The sequence below is a fragment of the Micromonospora sp. NPDC048894 genome (genome assembly GCF_040649765.1).
Taxonomy (GTDB): Bacteria; Actinomycetota; Actinomycetes; order Mycobacteriales; family Micromonosporaceae; genus Micromonospora; species Micromonospora antibiotica.
This window is the reverse complement of the sequence record NZ_JBEZFY010000013.1, coordinates 88,083-103,236: the sequence shown is the minus strand read 5'-3', so window position 1 is coordinate 103,236 and position 15,154 is coordinate 88,083. Positions and strand designations below refer to the sequence as shown.

The following is a 15,154-nucleotide window of genomic DNA, read 5'->3' as shown; positions in this document are numbered from 1 at the left end:
TTAAGGCTACGGCTGTAGCGATAGCATCGTGGCATGGCGTCGCCACGACCGACAAGCGATCACCCCGACGAGGCGGTGACCGACCGCGCGCGCCGACCCGGCGGACGCAGCGCAGCGGTCCGCCGCCGCGTACTCGACGCCGCGCTCGCCCAGCTGGTGCAGCACGGCTACGACTCCCTGAGCATCGACGTGGTGGCCGAGCGCTCGGGTGTCCACCGCACGACGGTCTACCGACGCTGGCGGGATGTCGGTGGCCTGCTGGCCGACGTCCTGAACGAGGCGAGCGTCGACGCCTGGCGCCCACCCGACACCGGCTCACTCGAAGGTGACCTCGTCGCGGCCAACCACGAGGTGTACGCGGCACTGACCACCGACCCGGTGACCGTCGCGCTCATCGGCGCGTCCTTCCGGTCCGACCAGGCCGCCGAGGCCCTACGCGCCTTCTGGGTCGACCGCTACGACCGTTGCGCCGACATCACCCGGCGTGCCGTCGAACGCGGTGAGATCCCGGCGGGCACCGACAGCCGTCAACTGCTCGTCGCCGCAACCGCCCCGCTGTACCACGAACTCCTCCTCCTGCGGGCGGCCAGCGACGCCGACCTTCCCGAACGCGTCGCCCGCAGCGTCGCCACCGCCGCCCGCGCGGGCGCCTACGCCCACCGGTAGCACACCAGCGAACCGGGCCGGGCCCGCAGCGATCACGCGGGTCAGTCGGGACGACGCTCACCCCCGGCGTCGGCCAGACCGTCGACGAGCAGCTGCGCCTCGTCGGTCGAGATGGCCATCGTGGTGCTGAGCAGGTCGACGGCCTGCTCGCGGTGCCCGGCTTCCACGAGTGCCGCGATCCGCAGCCAGGCGAACGCGTCGACCATCGCGTCGGGTGTCGGGGATCGCCCCTCCAACGGGGCGGTGGGGTCCTGAGCCGACCGGTCCGCCGCCGGACGATCCGCGGTGGCGGGGGAGGCCGTGTCCGCGGCGGACGCCGCAGCAGTCGGCGGGTCGGACGGGACGTCGTCAGCGGCGGGGGCCCGGGCGGCGGCTTCGTGTCTGCGGGCGTCGGCGATCCGGGTGGCCGCGTCCCACTGGCGGGTGTCCGCGCTCGGGGACGCGGCGGCGGCCCGGGCCCGCAGCTCGCGTACCTGGGAGCCCAGCAGGTCCCGGCTGCCGCCACGGCGACGCAGGATCATCGTGATCACCGTGATGAGCACGACCGCGACGACGAACCCCAGCACCAGCTCCAGCAGGCTCACGTCGGTACCACCGGGACTCATCAGGTCACACGGTCCCGGCCCGGATCACCGCGGCGCGCAGGTGCTCGTCGGAGGCGGCGCTGGCCGGCCGGTGGGGGACACGTCCGACGACAGGCTCCGGGCTGCCCGGGCCACCGTGGCCCATTGCAGGTCCCGGTGGAACGCGGCGGTGCGCGGTCCGGCCGAGGGACGCGGCCGGCAACGCCACCGTCGGCACCGCTGCGGTCTTCCACCACATGCGGGGCATGGTAGTGCCGCAACGGCACCTGCCCGACCGTGCGTCCCGGCCAGGGTCCGGTCGGACCCTGGCCGGGAGCATCCGGTCAGCCGATCCGGCCGGCGCGCTGCCGGCGGCGGGTCAGCAGGAGGAGGACGATGCCCAGGAGCGCGAGCATCACCCCGACGGTCAGCGGCGCGACGATGGCGTCACCGGTCACCGGCAAGGATCCGCGCCACGTAACGGAAGGTAAACCCGTTGGACGTGCCCCGCCGGTGCTTACCACGACAGTGGTGTCACCGGCCGCGCAGGGCGGCGTACGGAAGGTCGACGAGCGACCGTCCGGTGCCACCGTGACCTGCTGGCCGGGATGGTCGTGGCGCGGATGGTGACCGTGGTGCCGCCCGGCACGAACCCGGAACCACTGACCGTCACCGTGGTGCCGCCACCGGTCGGCCCCTGCCCGGGGCTGACGGTGTCGATGCGCGGCGGGACGGGTTCGTAGGTGAACCCGTCAGGCGCGGTGACGTCGTCGCCGGGCAGCAGGACGGTGACGTCCACCGCGCCGGGCGAACCGGGTGGGGTGACCACGGTCAGCGAGGTGCCGTTCGGGTTCACCACGAGGTTGGTGCCGGCCGGGTTGACGGTGAACCCGGTGCCGGGCACCCCCTCGAAGGTGACTGTCGTGTCACCGGGGACGAAGCCGGTGCCGGTGATCGTCACCGTCTGGCCGCCCGACTGGGCCCTCGTCGGGGTTGATCGTCGCGGTGGTCGGTGCCGCCGCCGGATGCTCGCAGATGGCCTCGGCCACGATCACGATGCCGACCGGGATGGTGACCGGGACGACGAGGACGGTGCCCGACAGGGTGAGGACGGCCCGCACGGTGATCGCGGTGGCGCCGGTGGCGGTGGTCGTCTCGACGCGGGTCAACGAGGCGTTCAGACTCGCGCCCAGCAGCCCCGGCACCACCACTGCCGCGCTGCCCACGACGGCGGGAGTGTTCGCCGTCAGCGTCACCGTCGTGCCGAACAGCTCCAGCCCGACGAGCGTGGTGTCGGCGCTGGTCGCGCCGACCTGCGGGCAGACGGCGGTGGCGGTGACCTCGGCGGCGTCCAGCACGTCGATGCCGAGCACGGTCAGGTTGAGTCCGTTGACGCTGGAGGACGCCGACGACCCGTCCGCCGCCCGGGTGGCGGTGACCTCCTCGACGGTGCCGCTGGCGGTCACGCCGAGCGCACCCGGTATCGAGATCGCCAGTAGCGTCTCGGTGTCGGTGCCCCCGGCGGCCGGCGCGGTGGCGGTGCCGATGGTGGCGCCGGCGGTGATCACTGCTATCCCGGCCACCTCGGCGGACAGGTCGACTGAGCACGGTGCGTCCGCCCCGGTCATGCCCCGGTCGACCTGGGCGGGATCGCGTCCCCACCCGATGGCGCGTCCCCGTCGACCGCGGCGGGCGGCAGTTTGTTCACAGCATTGGAATACCGGAGTTAACCCGGTTCTCGGTTTATCGCGGAATCAAGACGATCGTCGATACCTTCATGTACGATCGTCTATCGGTGACGTGCGAGGACGGGGTCTTCTGTGCTGCATGGCCGGTACCACCCCTGATGTCGGCTGCGGCCCTGGTCGCACCAAATGGAAGCGCTCCGCCGGTGTCCGCCCGGGCCAGCTGTCGCGGCTGGCTGAGCCGCAGTTCGACTCCCGGAGAAAGACGTCGTCGTCGCATCGTCGGCGACCCCATACACGGCCAGAACGGCGAGGTGGCAGTGACATGAAGGTTCTCGTAATCGGCGGTGGCCCGGCTGGTAGCACCGCAGCGACAGCGATGGCCCAGTCCGGACTCGACGTGCAGCTCATCGAGAGCTCCCACTTTCCGCGATACCACGTGGGTGAGTCGCTCACGCCGTCGTGCCGGGTGGTGCTGGACGTCATCGGCATGTCGAAAGTCATCGACGACTATGGTTTCGTGAAGAAGAACGGCGGCGTCATCCACTGGGATGACGACCAGTGGGCGTTCGACTGGCAAGAACAGTCCGGAGTGCAGTCGTGGCAGGTGGATCGCAGCGAGTTCGACACGCTGCTGCTGGAGCACGCCCGCCAGAACGGGGTTGCCGTCACCACCGGCGTCACCGGTCGTTCAGTTCGGTTCGCCGACGGCCGGCCCGTGGCCGTGGAGTGCTCCTCGGAGCACGGTGAATCGTTCACCGTGGATGATTTCGACTTTCTGGTCGACGCCACCGGCCGTAACGGGCTGCTCAGCACCCGTCACTTCGGCAACCGTGAGCCGCTGAGCAACCTGCGGAACGTCGGCATCTGGGGCTACTGGACCGGCGCCAGGCTGCTGCCCGAAACGCCGACCGGAGGAATCAACATCATTTCCTCGCCAGAGGGTTGGTACTGGGTGATCCCCATGGCGGGCGGACGGATGAGTATCGGTTACGTCACCACCAAGGACGCCTTCGCCCGTGACCGTTCCGAGCATCCGTCGTCGGACGACCTGTACCGGCACCTGATCACCGCCTCGCCGACCGTGGCGGACCTGACCGCCGGGGCGGCGTTCCTGGGCACTACCAGGGTCGAGACCGACTACTCGTACATCGCGGATCAGTTCTGCGGGCCGGGTTACGCGATCGTGGGCGACGCCGCATGCTTCCTGGACCCGCTCCTGTCCACCGGCGTGCATCTGGCGCTCTACAGCGCTCTGACCGCGGCGGCGTGCGTCGCTTCGATGGACCGTGGCGAGGTCAGTGAAGCGGAGGCCCTCAGGTTCTTCGAATTTGCCTACCGTCGTGCGTACATGCGTCTCTTCGCGCTGGTGAGCATCATGTACGAGCGCTATCTCGGTAAGGACGGCTTCTTCCTCACGTCCGACCGGTTGATCGGAGACGAGCAGGCCGTGCAGGCGGATGAAGGCGTCTCGTCCCGTTCCTTCGCGGAGATCATCGGTGGCCTGTCCGACCTGCGTGAGGCGGCCAACTCGTCCACCCGCGTCATCACCGATCAACTGCGTGACGAAGCGGTGCGGGTGCAGATGCGGGCCGTGCGCGCACCGGACTCCGTCGGGCCCGACTTCACCCCGGTCCGTGGCAACCCGCTCTCCGATGCGGAGTCGGCTGACTACCGCCTCGTCACCAGCCCGCACCTCGGCCTTGAGCGGGTCCGTGAGACGCCTGCCTGAAGGCGCTCACGGTCGCTCCCACCCTGTCCCGACGGTCCGCGCCTGACCCGGGCTCGGCAGGCTGCGCGTGACCCGGGCTCGGCAGTCTGCGCCTGTCGTACGGGTCGTGACGTGCCGACTGTGCGCGCCCGGGTCATGGGGGCGTGGCTGACCGTGGTTGCCCTGGTCGTGCGGCCAGGGCAACCTGGGGGCTGTGCGGCCAGGGCGACCCGGGGCCGTGCGGGAGGGGGACGCCGGGTTGGGCCGGCGTTGCGGACTCGTGCGGTCTTCCTCCCTGTTTGACAGCCGATGGACGTACTGCTAGTTGTTAATAGAGTTTCCTAATTCTTGCGGTGCCCGCCTGGGCGAACGTCGCGTCCGGGCACCGACCGGCCGGCGGCCTGCCGCCCTTCCCCCGAGGAACGCCATGGTGCGCAGAAGAACAGTCGCCTACGCGGTGGGCACCCTGCTGACCGGCATCGCGGCGGTCGGCTACGGCCTGCCGTCGGCCAGCGCCGCAGCCGCCGGCCCGATCACCGGTCTGGCCGGCAGGTGCGTCGACGTGGCCGGTGCCAACCCGGCCAACGGCACGGCCGTGCAGCTCTACGACTGCAACGGCACGGCGGCCCAGACGTGGACGGTGGGCAACAGCGACAGCTCGATCCGTGCGCTCGGCAAGTGCCTCGACGTCACCGCCGCGTCGACCACCAACGGCACCAAGATCCAGCTGTACGACTGCAACGGCACCGGCGCCCAGAAATGGACCGCCGCCGCTGGCGGCGCCCTGGTCAACCCCGCCTCGGGCAAGTGTCTCGACGTGACCGACCACAGCACCGCGAACGGCGCCCGACTACAGATCTGGACCTGCGGTGGCACCGCCAACCAGCAGTGGACCCTCCCCGGCGGCGGCACCCCGACCCCGACCCCGACCGCCACCGCCCCGGCCGGCACCAACCTCGACGACCCGGCGAAGAAGGACGTCGCCATGCAGCTCGTCTCGGCGGCCGAGAACTCCTCGCTCGACTGGCGTGCCCAGTTCTCCTACATCGAGGACATCGGCGACGGTCGTGGCTACACCGCCGGCATCATCGGCTTCTGCTCCGGCACCGGCGACATGCTCGAACTGGTCCAGGCGTACACGAACACCAAGCCCGGCAACGTGCTGGCCGGCTACCTGCCGGCGCTGCGCGCCGTCAACGGCACCGCGTCGCACGCGGGCCTCGACCCGAACTACCCCCGCGACTGGCGCACCGCCGCCAACGACCCGGTGTTCCGCGCCGCCCAGGAGGCCGAACGGGACCGGGTCTACTTCACCCCGTCGGTCCGCGACGGGAAGAACGACGGGGTCCGGGCACTCGGCCAGTTCGCCTACTACGACGCGGCCGTCATGCACGGGTACGAGGGCATGCGGCAGATCCGCAGCCGCGCCCTCACCCGGGCGAAGCCCCCGGCGCAGGGCGGCAACGAGCGGACCTGGCTCAACGCGTTCCTCGACGAGCGGGTCGTCGAGATGAAGAAGGAGGAGGCCCACTCGGACACCTCCCGCGTCGACACGGCCCAGCGGGTGTTCCTCGACAACGGCAACTTCGACCTGAACACGCCACTGGTCTTCGCCGTCTACGGCGACCAGTTCCGCATCGGCTGAAACGTGTCGTGCCACGGTGTGGTCCAGGGCGTCGGCGCGGTGCCGACGCCCTGGACCGTTCCCTCAGGGTGCCCAGGGTGTCGCGATGTTCCAGGTGCTGTCCGCGGCCCACAGCACGGGTGTGTTCCACGCCGAGCCGCCCGTGCCGTCACTCAGCCAGACCTCCGAGTTGAAGTGCCGCAGGTACCTGCCCCGGAAGTTGTAGGACTCCAACGAGACCCCGCCCCCGCCGACCCCGACCCGGGCACACCAGGTGGCATCCGCGCGCAGCAGCGCCGAGCCGTCGTCCGGCGAGTTGCGTACGCGCGACTCCTGGTGCCGGAGGAACTGCCCGGGGAAGTTGACCGACTCGAACGAATAGCACGCCGCGTCGGCCAGACCCGCCCGGACCGTGTACGTCGCGTCGTTCCTGAGCACCGCCGAGCTGTTGGCGTCCACGACCTCGGTGTAGGCGAGGCTGTCCCGGTGCCGCAGGAACCGGTTGGTGTACCCGGGAGTCGTCACCTGTAGGGAACGGCGGGTGTTCAGCGGCAGCGCCACCGGTGCCGAGCTGCCGACCGTCCTCGACGCGGCGATGAGGGCCAGGTTCGCGGCCCGCACCCGGGCCTGGTCCATCTTGACCACCTGCCGGTCGTAGGTGAGGAATCCGTTCAGCTCACCCTCCTGGTCGGTGATCTCGGTGTAGACCGAGGCGCTGAGCCCCTTGCCGATCATGAGGTTCTGCGTGCCCTGCACCAGGCCGACGTAGCGGTCGGTCAGCACGGTCGCGTTCGGCTGCCACTCGTAGGCGAAGAAGCTGCCGTTCGGGCTCCACTCGTGCCCGGGCGCGCGCAGGCCGAGGCCGCCGAACTCACCGAGCACGGCGATCCGGCTCCCCGACGGCACCGGTGAGCCCGGCCCCAGATAGACGTGCCAGTCGTCGATGTCGCCGTTGCCGGGATCGCCCAACGACTGGCAGCAGTTGTGGCCGCTGTGCGCGTTGACCAGCCGGGTCGGGTCCTGGGTCTTGACGGCCTGGGCGACCCGGCGGGTGTCGGCCAGCGCCCGCTCACCCCACCCCTCGTTGTAGACGGTGTAGGTGACGACGGCCGGCGAGCTGCGATGCTCGTTCACGATCTCGCGGGCCTCGGCTTCGAGCTGCGCCTGCTGCGCGTCGGTCGCGTTGATGTCCTGCGCGGTCAGGGACGGGACGTCCTGCCACACCAGCAGACCGAGCCGGTCGGCGTGGTAGAACCAGCGCTGCGGTTCGACCTTGATGTGCTTGCGCACCATGTTGAAGCCCAGGTCCTTGTGTTTTTGCAGGTCGAAGGCGAGCGCGGCGTCGGTGGGCGCGGTGTAGAGCCCGTCCGGCCAGAAGCCCTGGTCCAGCGTGCCGGCCTGGAAGACAAACTGGCCGTTGAGCTTGGGCCGTAGGACACCGTTGACCACGCCGGTGCTGATCTCGCGCATCCCGAAGTAGTGGGTGGTCCGGTCGACCTCACCGCCCGCGGCATTACGCAGGGTGATGCGCAGGTGGTAGAGGAACGGGTCGTCGGGCGACCAGCGGCGGGCGTTCGGCACGGGCACCGCGAACTCGGTGAAACCGCCGGTGGCGGAGCCGACCACGGTGGTGCCGTCGAGCGCTTCGGCCAGGACACGGTGACCACTGACGTCCCCCCGGGTGGCGACCCGGACGCGCAGGGTGTCGTCGGCCAGCCTCGGTGTGAGGTCGACGCTGCTGATCGAGGCCGTCGGCACCGGTTCCAGCCACACGGTCTGCCAGATGCCCGAGCTGGGCGTGTAGAAGATCCCGCCGGGCTGCTTGGTCTGCTTGCCGATCGGCGGCAGACTGCCGTTCTGCCGGCTGTCCGTCGGGTCCCACACCTTCACCACGATCTCGTTCGCGCCGCCCCGCAACGGCGCGGTGACGTCGAGGGTGAAGGCGTCGTAGCCACCGGTGTGACCACCGACGGCCACCCCGTTGACCCAGACGGTGGTCTGCCAGTCCACCGCGCCGAAGTGGAGCAGCACCCGGCGTCCGTTCCAGCTCTCGGGCACCGTCACCACCCGCCGGTAGAACAGGTAGTTGCGGTTGTCGCCGGCGGCGCGCTGCACCCCGGACAGGGCGCTCTCCACCGGGAACGGCACGTTGATCCGCTCGGGCAGCTCGGTGCCGAACGCCGGGGCGTCGTCGGTGGCGGACTGGCGTAGCTGCCATTCGCCGTTGAGGTTGAGCCAGTCGGACCGGGTCATCTGCGGTCGCGGGTACTCCGGCAGTGGCGTGCCGACGAGTGCCTGGGCGGTCCAGGGGGTGGTCAGCGGTGGGTTCTTGGCCGGCACGGCGCGCGCCGGGCTGGCCGGCGCGGCGAGCAGGCCGGCGATCAGGGTGAGAACGAGTAGCAGGGGGGCGGCGAGGCGGACGGGATCGGGACGTGTCATGCCGTCTCCATCGGACGGGCCGTCAGGGCCGAACTGCGCCGCCGGCGGCTGGCAGTGGGTGTCGGGCGGCCGGTCAGGTCACGTCCGGTCCCCAGGCCGGGCGCGGACGTCGGGGGAAGTCCCGGGCGGCAGGTGGCAGTCGGCAGAACTTCCGGGCGGTGTGTATAACGTTATAGATCCCCGACGGACAACACGTCAATCCCCATCCGTCGATGCGTTGCCGCCCGCGCGTCCGCCACCCGGATCGGTAGCCTCATCTCCGCACCGCCGCGCTGTGCCCGGTGGACGTCGGCGTCGCTGCGGCGGCTGCGTGGCGGCGGTGCCGGCAACCGGTCGACGGCGCAGGAGGCGGGGACGGCAGATGGGTGTCAGCCTGAAGGACATCGCCGAGCGGGCGGGAGTCTCCCTCGCCACCGTCTCCAACGTGGTCAACGGCTACCGGCCGGTGGGGGAGGGCACCCGGCAACGGGTGCAGCGGGCCATCGACGAACTGGGCTACACCCCCAACCTGAGCGCCCGGCACCTGCGCCGTGGCCGTACCGGGTTGATCGCGCTTGCCGTTCCCGAGCTGACCAATCCGTACTTCGCCGAACTGGCGGACGTGGCCATCCGCGAGGCCGCCGGACTCGGGTACACGCTGCTGATGGAGAACACCGCCGCCGAGCGCGGTGCCGAGCTGGCCCTCCTGGAGGGGGCGCAGCGGCACCTCATCGACGGTCTCATCCTCAGTCCGGTGGCGATCGGTCGGGAGGAGGTGCTGGCCCGGCGGGCCCGGATGCCGTTGGTCCTGATCGGGGAGGGGGTCTACGACGTGCCGTACGACCACGTCGCGATCGACAACGTCGCGGCGAGCCGGACGGCGACCGCGCACCTGGTCGCGCTGGGCCGTCGGCGGATCGCGTTCGTCGGCGCACCGCCGGGGGGCGACCGGCAGTCCGCGCACCTGCGCATCCGTGGCTACCGGGAGGCGCTCGACGCGGCCGGGATCCCGTTCGACCCCGGTCTCGTCGTACCCACGGAGCAGTTCGGCCGGGCGGACGGCGAGCACGCGATGCGCCACCTGCTGAGCCTGGACCATCCTCCCGATGCCGTGCTCGCCTACAACGACCTGACCGCCATCGGCGCCCTGCGAACGCTCACCCGGTCCGGGGCGGGAGTGCCCGACGACGTGGCGGTGGCCGGCATCGACGACATCGAGGAGGGACGCTTCAGCAATCCCACCCTGACCACCGTCGCCCCGGACAAACGCGCGATCGGCCGGTCGGCGGTGCGCCGGTTGGTGTCCCGCATCGAGGGGGAGGGGGGTCCGCCGATGCACGTGCAGCCCTCCTTCCACCTCGTCACGCGGGAGAGCACCGGGCCGGTGCGCTGACCGGTCGTCCCTTCCGGGGTGCGCCACGTCGACCCCGGAGCCCTACCCCGAGGCCGAGTTCGAGCGGACCTACCGGTGGCTGGTGAAGTGGGGCCTGATCACCCCCGAGTCGACGTTCACCTCCCTCGTGGACAACCGGGTCGTCACGGTCCGACCCCCGCGCGGGGCCGGCCCGGACGACGACGTCTGGGCCAGCCCCGCGCGGGGGTCAGCCCCCGTCCGACGCCGAGACCGCCGGGCGGGAGCCGCGCCGGCCACCACCGCCTCCGACCGACGCACCCCCGCCGGGACGTGCACCGACAGCCCCGGGTGACCGGGGCGGGGCGACGACCAGGAAGGTGAAATCCTCGCGGGCCCTGGCTCCGACGGGCAGGGGCAGGCGGATGCGCCCGGAGTCCACCATGCCCCGCAGGGCGGGACGACTCAGGCCGAACCCGGCGGTGAGCAGCTTCTCGATCCGGACGGGCGCCGGCAGCTCGAACCTGACGACGACCTCCAGTGGCGCGGCGTCCGCATCCTGGAGGTCGTAGAACGGCAGGTCGGTGTCCAGCTGCCAGGTGCCGGTCCAGTCGAGCTGGTGGCCGGCCCGATGGGCGAGTGTCGCGTCCATGGTCAACTGTCGCACCACGGCCGGATCGTTGTTCTCGAACAGCCGCAGCCGATCGTTGTCCAGCGCCCGCACGTTGACGCGTTCGTGGACGGGAATCTTCGACGTGCGACCGCACCGGTCGCAGCAGATCAACAACCACACGTCGAGCAGCTTGTGGTTGGCGTTGACCCGGACCTTGCCGGTGGGGTGGTGCCGGGTGGACCTGCACGACACGCAGGACCTGACGATGGTGGGTAGTCCGAGCTCGCTGACCACCCACAGCGCTTTGCGGTCGATGCCGGGCCCATGGCCGTGGGCCGGCACGCGGAGATGGCGGGAACTGTTCATGACTTCGGCGATTCCAGGGTCTAGGCAGGAGACGCCCGGGGGTGCGATGGCACGCCGGGGGTGCATCCCGGATCCGGTGGCGGGCAGCCGGCATCTCGGCGGGGAGCATGCCGGCTGGCGCGACGTCGCAGATCACGTCGCGTGAAGGAAGCCCGCACCGGTCACCCGGTGCGGGCTTCGAGTGGCACGACGAATGAGACGGGGAGCTGACTCGAACCCGTCGTCATCGCGCACGTGCGCCACTGGTCACCGACCCATGCGCGTCAGCATGGTCAACCCGCGCGACGAGGGACAACCGGTTTTCCGTGCGACCCCGCCGCCCGGAAGACGAAATCCCCTGTCGGTTGTGGCCGGGAGCTAGTAGAAAGCTGCCGTGGAAGAGACTCTGGAGTTCGCTGACCTGTTGCGCCTGATGGACGAACGATCATGCGCGTTCCGGGCGGCGGTCGCGACGGCACCCAGCCTCGACGTGCGGGTACCGACCTGCCCGGAGTGGACGCTGTTCGACCTGGTGCAGCACCTGGGCGAAGGGCGACGCAGGTGGGCCGCCATCGTGGCCGCCGGCCCCGCCGACGCTCCACCGGCGATGTCCGCCCCGGTGGTTCCCCGGGAGCGCGACGCTCTGCTGGACTGGTTCGCCGCGTCGACGGAGCAACTGCTCGACGCGCTGCGTGATGCCGGCCCGGACCGCGGTTGCTGGACGTGGTGGGGTCCGTCGCAGTCGCCGCAGACGACCGGTGCCGTCGCCCGGCACCAACTCCAGCAGGTCGCCGTGCACACCTACGACGCCCAGGCCGCCGTGGGCACCCCGCAGCCGCTGCCGGACGAGGTGGCCCTCGACGGTGTCGACGAGTTCCTGACCACCTGCGTCGCGACGACCATCGCCTGGCCGCACCAGCCCGCGGTCGTCGACTACCACGCCACCGAGGGCCGGTCATGGCGAACCTGGTTCTCCGCCGACGGCGCCCGGACCGCCCGCCTCCCCACGCCGGTCGCCGTCGAGGACCCGCAGATGGCCTACGTCTCCGCCCGGGGCACGGCCCATGAGCTGGTCATGTTCTGCTACGGCCGGATTACGATGGATTCGCTGCGGGTCGACGGCGACCGGCGTGTCTTCGACCAGTTGATCGCCTGGGAGCCGGAGGAGTAGCACGCGACGACGGACCCACCCGCCGTGCGCCGGCCTCGGCGCACGGCGGTGGACCCTGCCGGCCCTGCCCGGACAGCGGACGGGGCCGCGCCGCGACGACCTCCCCGACGGGGGCCGCCGCCCACGCAGCACCGGCGCCGGGTCAGGCCCGGTCCCCGGCCCAGGCCGCCTGCAGGATCGCGGTCAGGCTCGCGGTGTCGGTCGGGCCCGGGTGGTTCTGGATCAGGCGGGTGACGCCACCTGCCATCTCCGCGAAGCGGGGAAGATCGGCGCGGGCCACCCCGATGTCGGCCAGGGTGGGCGGGATGCCGATGTCGGCAAGGAGCCCGTCGAGCCAGCTGAGGAACGTGTCTGCGGCCTCGGCATCCGAGGCGTCGGCGACGTCGAGCCCGCACACCCCGGCGAGGACGGCCAACCGGTCGCCGACAGCGTTTCTGGCCGCACGCAGCGCGTAGGGCAGCAACAGTCCGACACCCAGACCGTGCGGCGTGTGCGTGGCCGCGCCGATGGGGTACTGGAGCGCGTGCGGGGCCGCGTTGCCCGCGTGGGAGAAGGCGAGCCCGGCGAGCACCGACCCGTAGGACATGTCCGCCCGCGCGTCGGTGTCGCCGCCGTCCCTGACGGCACGACGCAGGCTCCGGGCGATCCGCTCGGCGGCCCGGAGCGCGTAGTGGTCGGTGACCGGGTTGCGACCGAGGAACACCTGCTCCACCGGATCGCGCGGTCCGTGGGCCCGGGGCCGCGCCGTGTAGCTCTCCACCGCGTGGCAGAACGCGTCGATGCCCGAGTGTGCGGTGACGGTCGCCGGGCAGGTGTAGGTGAGTTCGGGGTCGACGATGGCGAAGTCGGGCACGATGTGGACGCTGGAGACCCCCACCTTCAGCGCACGGTCCGGGTCGGTCAGCACCGAGACGGGGGTCAGCTCGGAGCCGGTCCCCGACGTCGTGGGGACCGCGACCAGCGGAATCGTCGGCCCCGGCACCCGCGCCTCGCCGTAGAAGTCGCGCGGCGTCCCACCGTGCCGCCGGATGACCCCGACGATCTTGGCGAGGTCGATCACCGTGCCACCCCCGACGGCGAGGATCACGTCGGCGTCCACCGCGGCGGCGGCCGAGACCGCCAGGTCGACATCGGTGAGTGGTACGTCCGGGGTCGCGTCGGAGAACACCTCGACGACCTCGACCCGCTCCCGTACGGCGGCCACGATCCCGGCCACCCCCGGCTGCCCCAGCAGGATCCGGTCGGTCACGATGAGGACCCGCGAGCCACTCTCGGCCACCACCCGGGGGATGTTCTGCGCGACCCCTTCGCCGACTATCAACTGGCGCGGTCCGCGGACGGTCTCAAGCATGTCGGTGCCTCTCCGGAACATCGGCGGCGATGTGCTGGGCGGACCGCCAGGTCACCTGCGGGACCCCGACGGCGTCGGTGAGGTCGGCCGCCCGGGCGGCCTGAGCGGCCCGGACGCCTCCCGGGCGGGGACCGGGCAGGGCGGACGGGCACCGGACGCGACGATCTCCGGTGGATGCCCGGGGCGGGAGGCCGGTCACGGGAGGTCGATCGCCGCGTAGGTGAGGTCGAGGTACTCCAGGATGCCCTCGTGCGACCCCTCCTTGCCGATCCCGGACTGCTTCACGCCACCGAACGGGGCCGACGGGTCCGAGATCAGGCCACGGTTGATGCCGACCATCCCGGTTTCCAGCCCCTCGGCGAACCGGAGCGCCCGCCGCAGGTCACGGGTGAAGACGTACCCGACGAGGCCGTGCTCGGTGTCGTTGGCCCTCGCCAGCACCTCGTCGTCGGACGTGAACGAGATGATCGGCGCCACCGGGCCGAAGATCTCCTCCCCCAGCATCCGCGCCTCCCCCGGCACGTCGACGAGGACCGTGGGCGGATAGAAGTGCCCCGGCCCGGCCGGACGCTCACCACCCACCAGGACCCGGGCGCCGCGATCGACCGCGTCGGTGACCAGCTCGTCGATCCGGGTGACCGAGGCATCGTCGATCAACGCACCGACGTCCACACCGTCGTCGAGACCGGGGCCCACCGACAGCGCACCCATCCGCTCGACGAAACGCGCCGTGAACTCCTCGCGTACCGGCTCCTCGACGTAGATCCGGTTGGCCGCGACGCACGACTCCCCGATGTTGCGCATCTTGGCCACCATGGCACCGTCCAGCGCGACGTCCAGGTCGGCGTCGGCACACACGATCAGGGCCGCGTTGCCGCCCAGTTCCATCGAGGTACGCAGCACGTTGTCCGCGGCCTGCCGGAGCAGCACCCGCCCGACCTCGGTCGAGCCGGTGAACGACAGCTTGCGGGTCCGGGCGTCGGCCAGCAGCGCGGAGACCACCGCGCCGGAACGCCTGGTGGTGACCACGTTGACGACCCCCGGGGGTACGCCGACCTCCGCCATGATGCGGGCCAGCAACAGCATGGTCAGCGGTGTCTGGGCGGCCGGCTTGGTGATCGTCGTGCAGCCTGCGGCCAACGCAGGGGCGATCTTGCGGGCACCCATGGCCAGCGGAAAGTTCCACGGCGTCACGAAGACGCACGGTCCGACCGGCTTCGGCACGGTGAGGATGCGGTATCCACCAGCAGGGGCGGTGCTGTAGCGCCCCTCGACCCGTACCGCCTCCTCGGCGAACCACCGGAAGAACCCGGCGCCGTAGGCCACCTCCGCCCGGGCCTCGGCGAGCGGCTTGCCCATCTCCAGCGTGATCAGCCGGGCCACCTCCTCGGACCGTTCGGTCAGCACCCGGTACGTCGCGGTCAACAACTCCGACCGTTTCCGTGGCGGGGTCGCCGCCCACTGCGCCGCCGCCCCGCTCGCCGCGTCCAGGGCGGCCAGCCCGTCGGCGACGTCGGCGTCCGCCACCTCGGCGATGGTCCTGCCGGTGGCCGGGTCCTCGACGGCGAAGGTGACGCCGCCCGCGGCGTCGCGCCAGGCGTCGCCGATCCGCAGCCGCCGGTGCTCGGGGGCCAGGACGTCCATCGGGTCACTCAT

General features: G+C 71.3%; 13 protein-coding genes. 5 read left to right on the top strand and 8 right to left on the bottom strand.

Annotation, left to right across the window (positions count from 1 at the left end; translation table 11 throughout):
* Nucleotides 1–33 precede the first annotated feature (33 nt).
* Nucleotides 34–666 carry a TetR/AcrR family transcriptional regulator gene (locus AB0C22_RS24850; RefSeq protein WP_219460308.1) on the top strand — a complete coding sequence of 211 codons (633 nt, stop codon included), beginning with the start codon at nucleotides 34–36 and terminating at the stop codon, nucleotides 664–666.
* Between the two features lie 41 nt (nucleotides 667–707).
* Here AB0C22_RS24850 and AB0C22_RS24845 read toward each other — a convergent pair whose 3' ends face one another.
* The 4 genes from AB0C22_RS24845 to AB0C22_RS24830 form a co-directional block, all read right to left on the bottom strand.
* Nucleotides 708–1,271, bottom strand: a complete 564-nt coding sequence (locus AB0C22_RS24845; RefSeq protein WP_357537297.1) for a hypothetical protein — start codon at nucleotides 1,269–1,271, stop codon at nucleotides 708–710.
* Nucleotides 1,272–1,573: 302 nt separating this feature from the next.
* Nucleotides 1,574–1,687 (bottom strand): LPXTG cell wall anchor domain-containing protein, encoded by a 114-nt coding sequence (locus AB0C22_RS24840; protein WP_219460315.1) that lies wholly within the window; start codon nucleotides 1,685–1,687, stop codon nucleotides 1,574–1,576.
* A 59-nt stretch (nucleotides 1,688–1,746) separates the two neighbouring features.
* A complete protein-coding gene (locus tag AB0C22_RS24835) occupies nucleotides 1,747–2,190 on the bottom strand; it encodes an IPT/TIG domain-containing protein (protein ID WP_357537295.1) in 444 nt (147 codons plus the stop codon).
* Complete coding sequence (locus tag AB0C22_RS24830; RefSeq protein ID WP_219460324.1) at nucleotides 2,156–2,857, bottom strand: hypothetical protein; 702 nt, start codon at nucleotides 2,855–2,857, stop codon at nucleotides 2,156–2,158. Before AB0C22_RS24830 ends, AB0C22_RS24835 begins: the two co-directional genes overlap by 35 nt.
* A 382-nt stretch (nucleotides 2,858–3,239) precedes the next feature.
* Between AB0C22_RS24830 and AB0C22_RS24825 the strand changes: the two genes are divergently transcribed.
* On the top strand, nucleotides 3,240–4,646 hold the full coding sequence (locus AB0C22_RS24825; RefSeq protein WP_219460326.1) for an NAD(P)/FAD-dependent oxidoreductase: 1,407 nt from the start codon (nucleotides 3,240–3,242) through the stop codon (nucleotides 4,644–4,646).
* Between the two features lie 406 nt (nucleotides 4,647–5,052).
* Complete coding sequence (locus AB0C22_RS24820) at nucleotides 5,053–6,270, top strand: chitosanase (protein ID WP_219460330.1); 1,218 nt, start codon at nucleotides 5,053–5,055, stop codon at nucleotides 6,268–6,270.
* 63 nt (nucleotides 6,271–6,333) lie between these two features.
* Here AB0C22_RS24820 and AB0C22_RS24815 read toward each other — a convergent pair whose 3' ends face one another.
* A complete protein-coding gene (locus tag AB0C22_RS24815) occupies nucleotides 6,334–8,688 on the bottom strand; it encodes an AbfB domain-containing protein (RefSeq protein WP_357537292.1) in 2,355 nt (784 codons plus the stop codon).
* A 361-nt stretch (nucleotides 8,689–9,049) separates the two neighbouring features.
* Here AB0C22_RS24815 and AB0C22_RS24810 point away from each other — a divergent pair, with 361 nt between their 5' ends.
* Nucleotides 9,050–10,060 (top strand): LacI family DNA-binding transcriptional regulator, encoded by a 1,011-nt coding sequence (locus AB0C22_RS24810; RefSeq protein ID WP_219460339.1) that lies wholly within the window; start codon nucleotides 9,050–9,052, stop codon nucleotides 10,058–10,060.
* A gap of 208 nt (nucleotides 10,061–10,268) precedes the next feature.
* Here the strand turns inward: AB0C22_RS24810 and AB0C22_RS24805 are convergent, their stop codons facing one another.
* Complete coding sequence (locus tag AB0C22_RS24805; protein ID WP_255597534.1) at nucleotides 10,269–10,997, bottom strand: DUF1062 domain-containing protein; 729 nt, start codon at nucleotides 10,995–10,997, stop codon at nucleotides 10,269–10,271.
* Between the two features lie 373 nt (nucleotides 10,998–11,370).
* Between AB0C22_RS24805 and AB0C22_RS24800 the strand changes: the two genes are divergently transcribed.
* A complete protein-coding gene (locus tag AB0C22_RS24800; protein ID WP_219460346.1) occupies nucleotides 11,371–12,147 on the top strand; it encodes a maleylpyruvate isomerase family mycothiol-dependent enzyme in 777 nt (258 codons plus the stop codon).
* A gap of 142 nt (nucleotides 12,148–12,289) precedes the next feature.
* Here the strand turns inward: AB0C22_RS24800 and AB0C22_RS24795 are convergent, their stop codons facing one another.
* Both AB0C22_RS24795 and AB0C22_RS24790 read right to left on the bottom strand, forming a co-directional pair.
* Nucleotides 12,290–13,498, bottom strand: a complete 1,209-nt coding sequence (locus AB0C22_RS24795) for an iron-containing alcohol dehydrogenase (protein WP_357537289.1) — start codon at nucleotides 13,496–13,498, stop codon at nucleotides 12,290–12,292.
* Nucleotides 13,499–13,693: 195 nt separating this feature from the next.
* The gene (locus AB0C22_RS24790; RefSeq protein ID WP_357537287.1) at nucleotides 13,694–15,154 is read right to left on the bottom strand and encodes an NAD-dependent succinate-semialdehyde dehydrogenase; all 1,461 of its coding nucleotides are present in this window, start codon (nucleotides 15,152–15,154) and stop codon (nucleotides 13,694–13,696) included.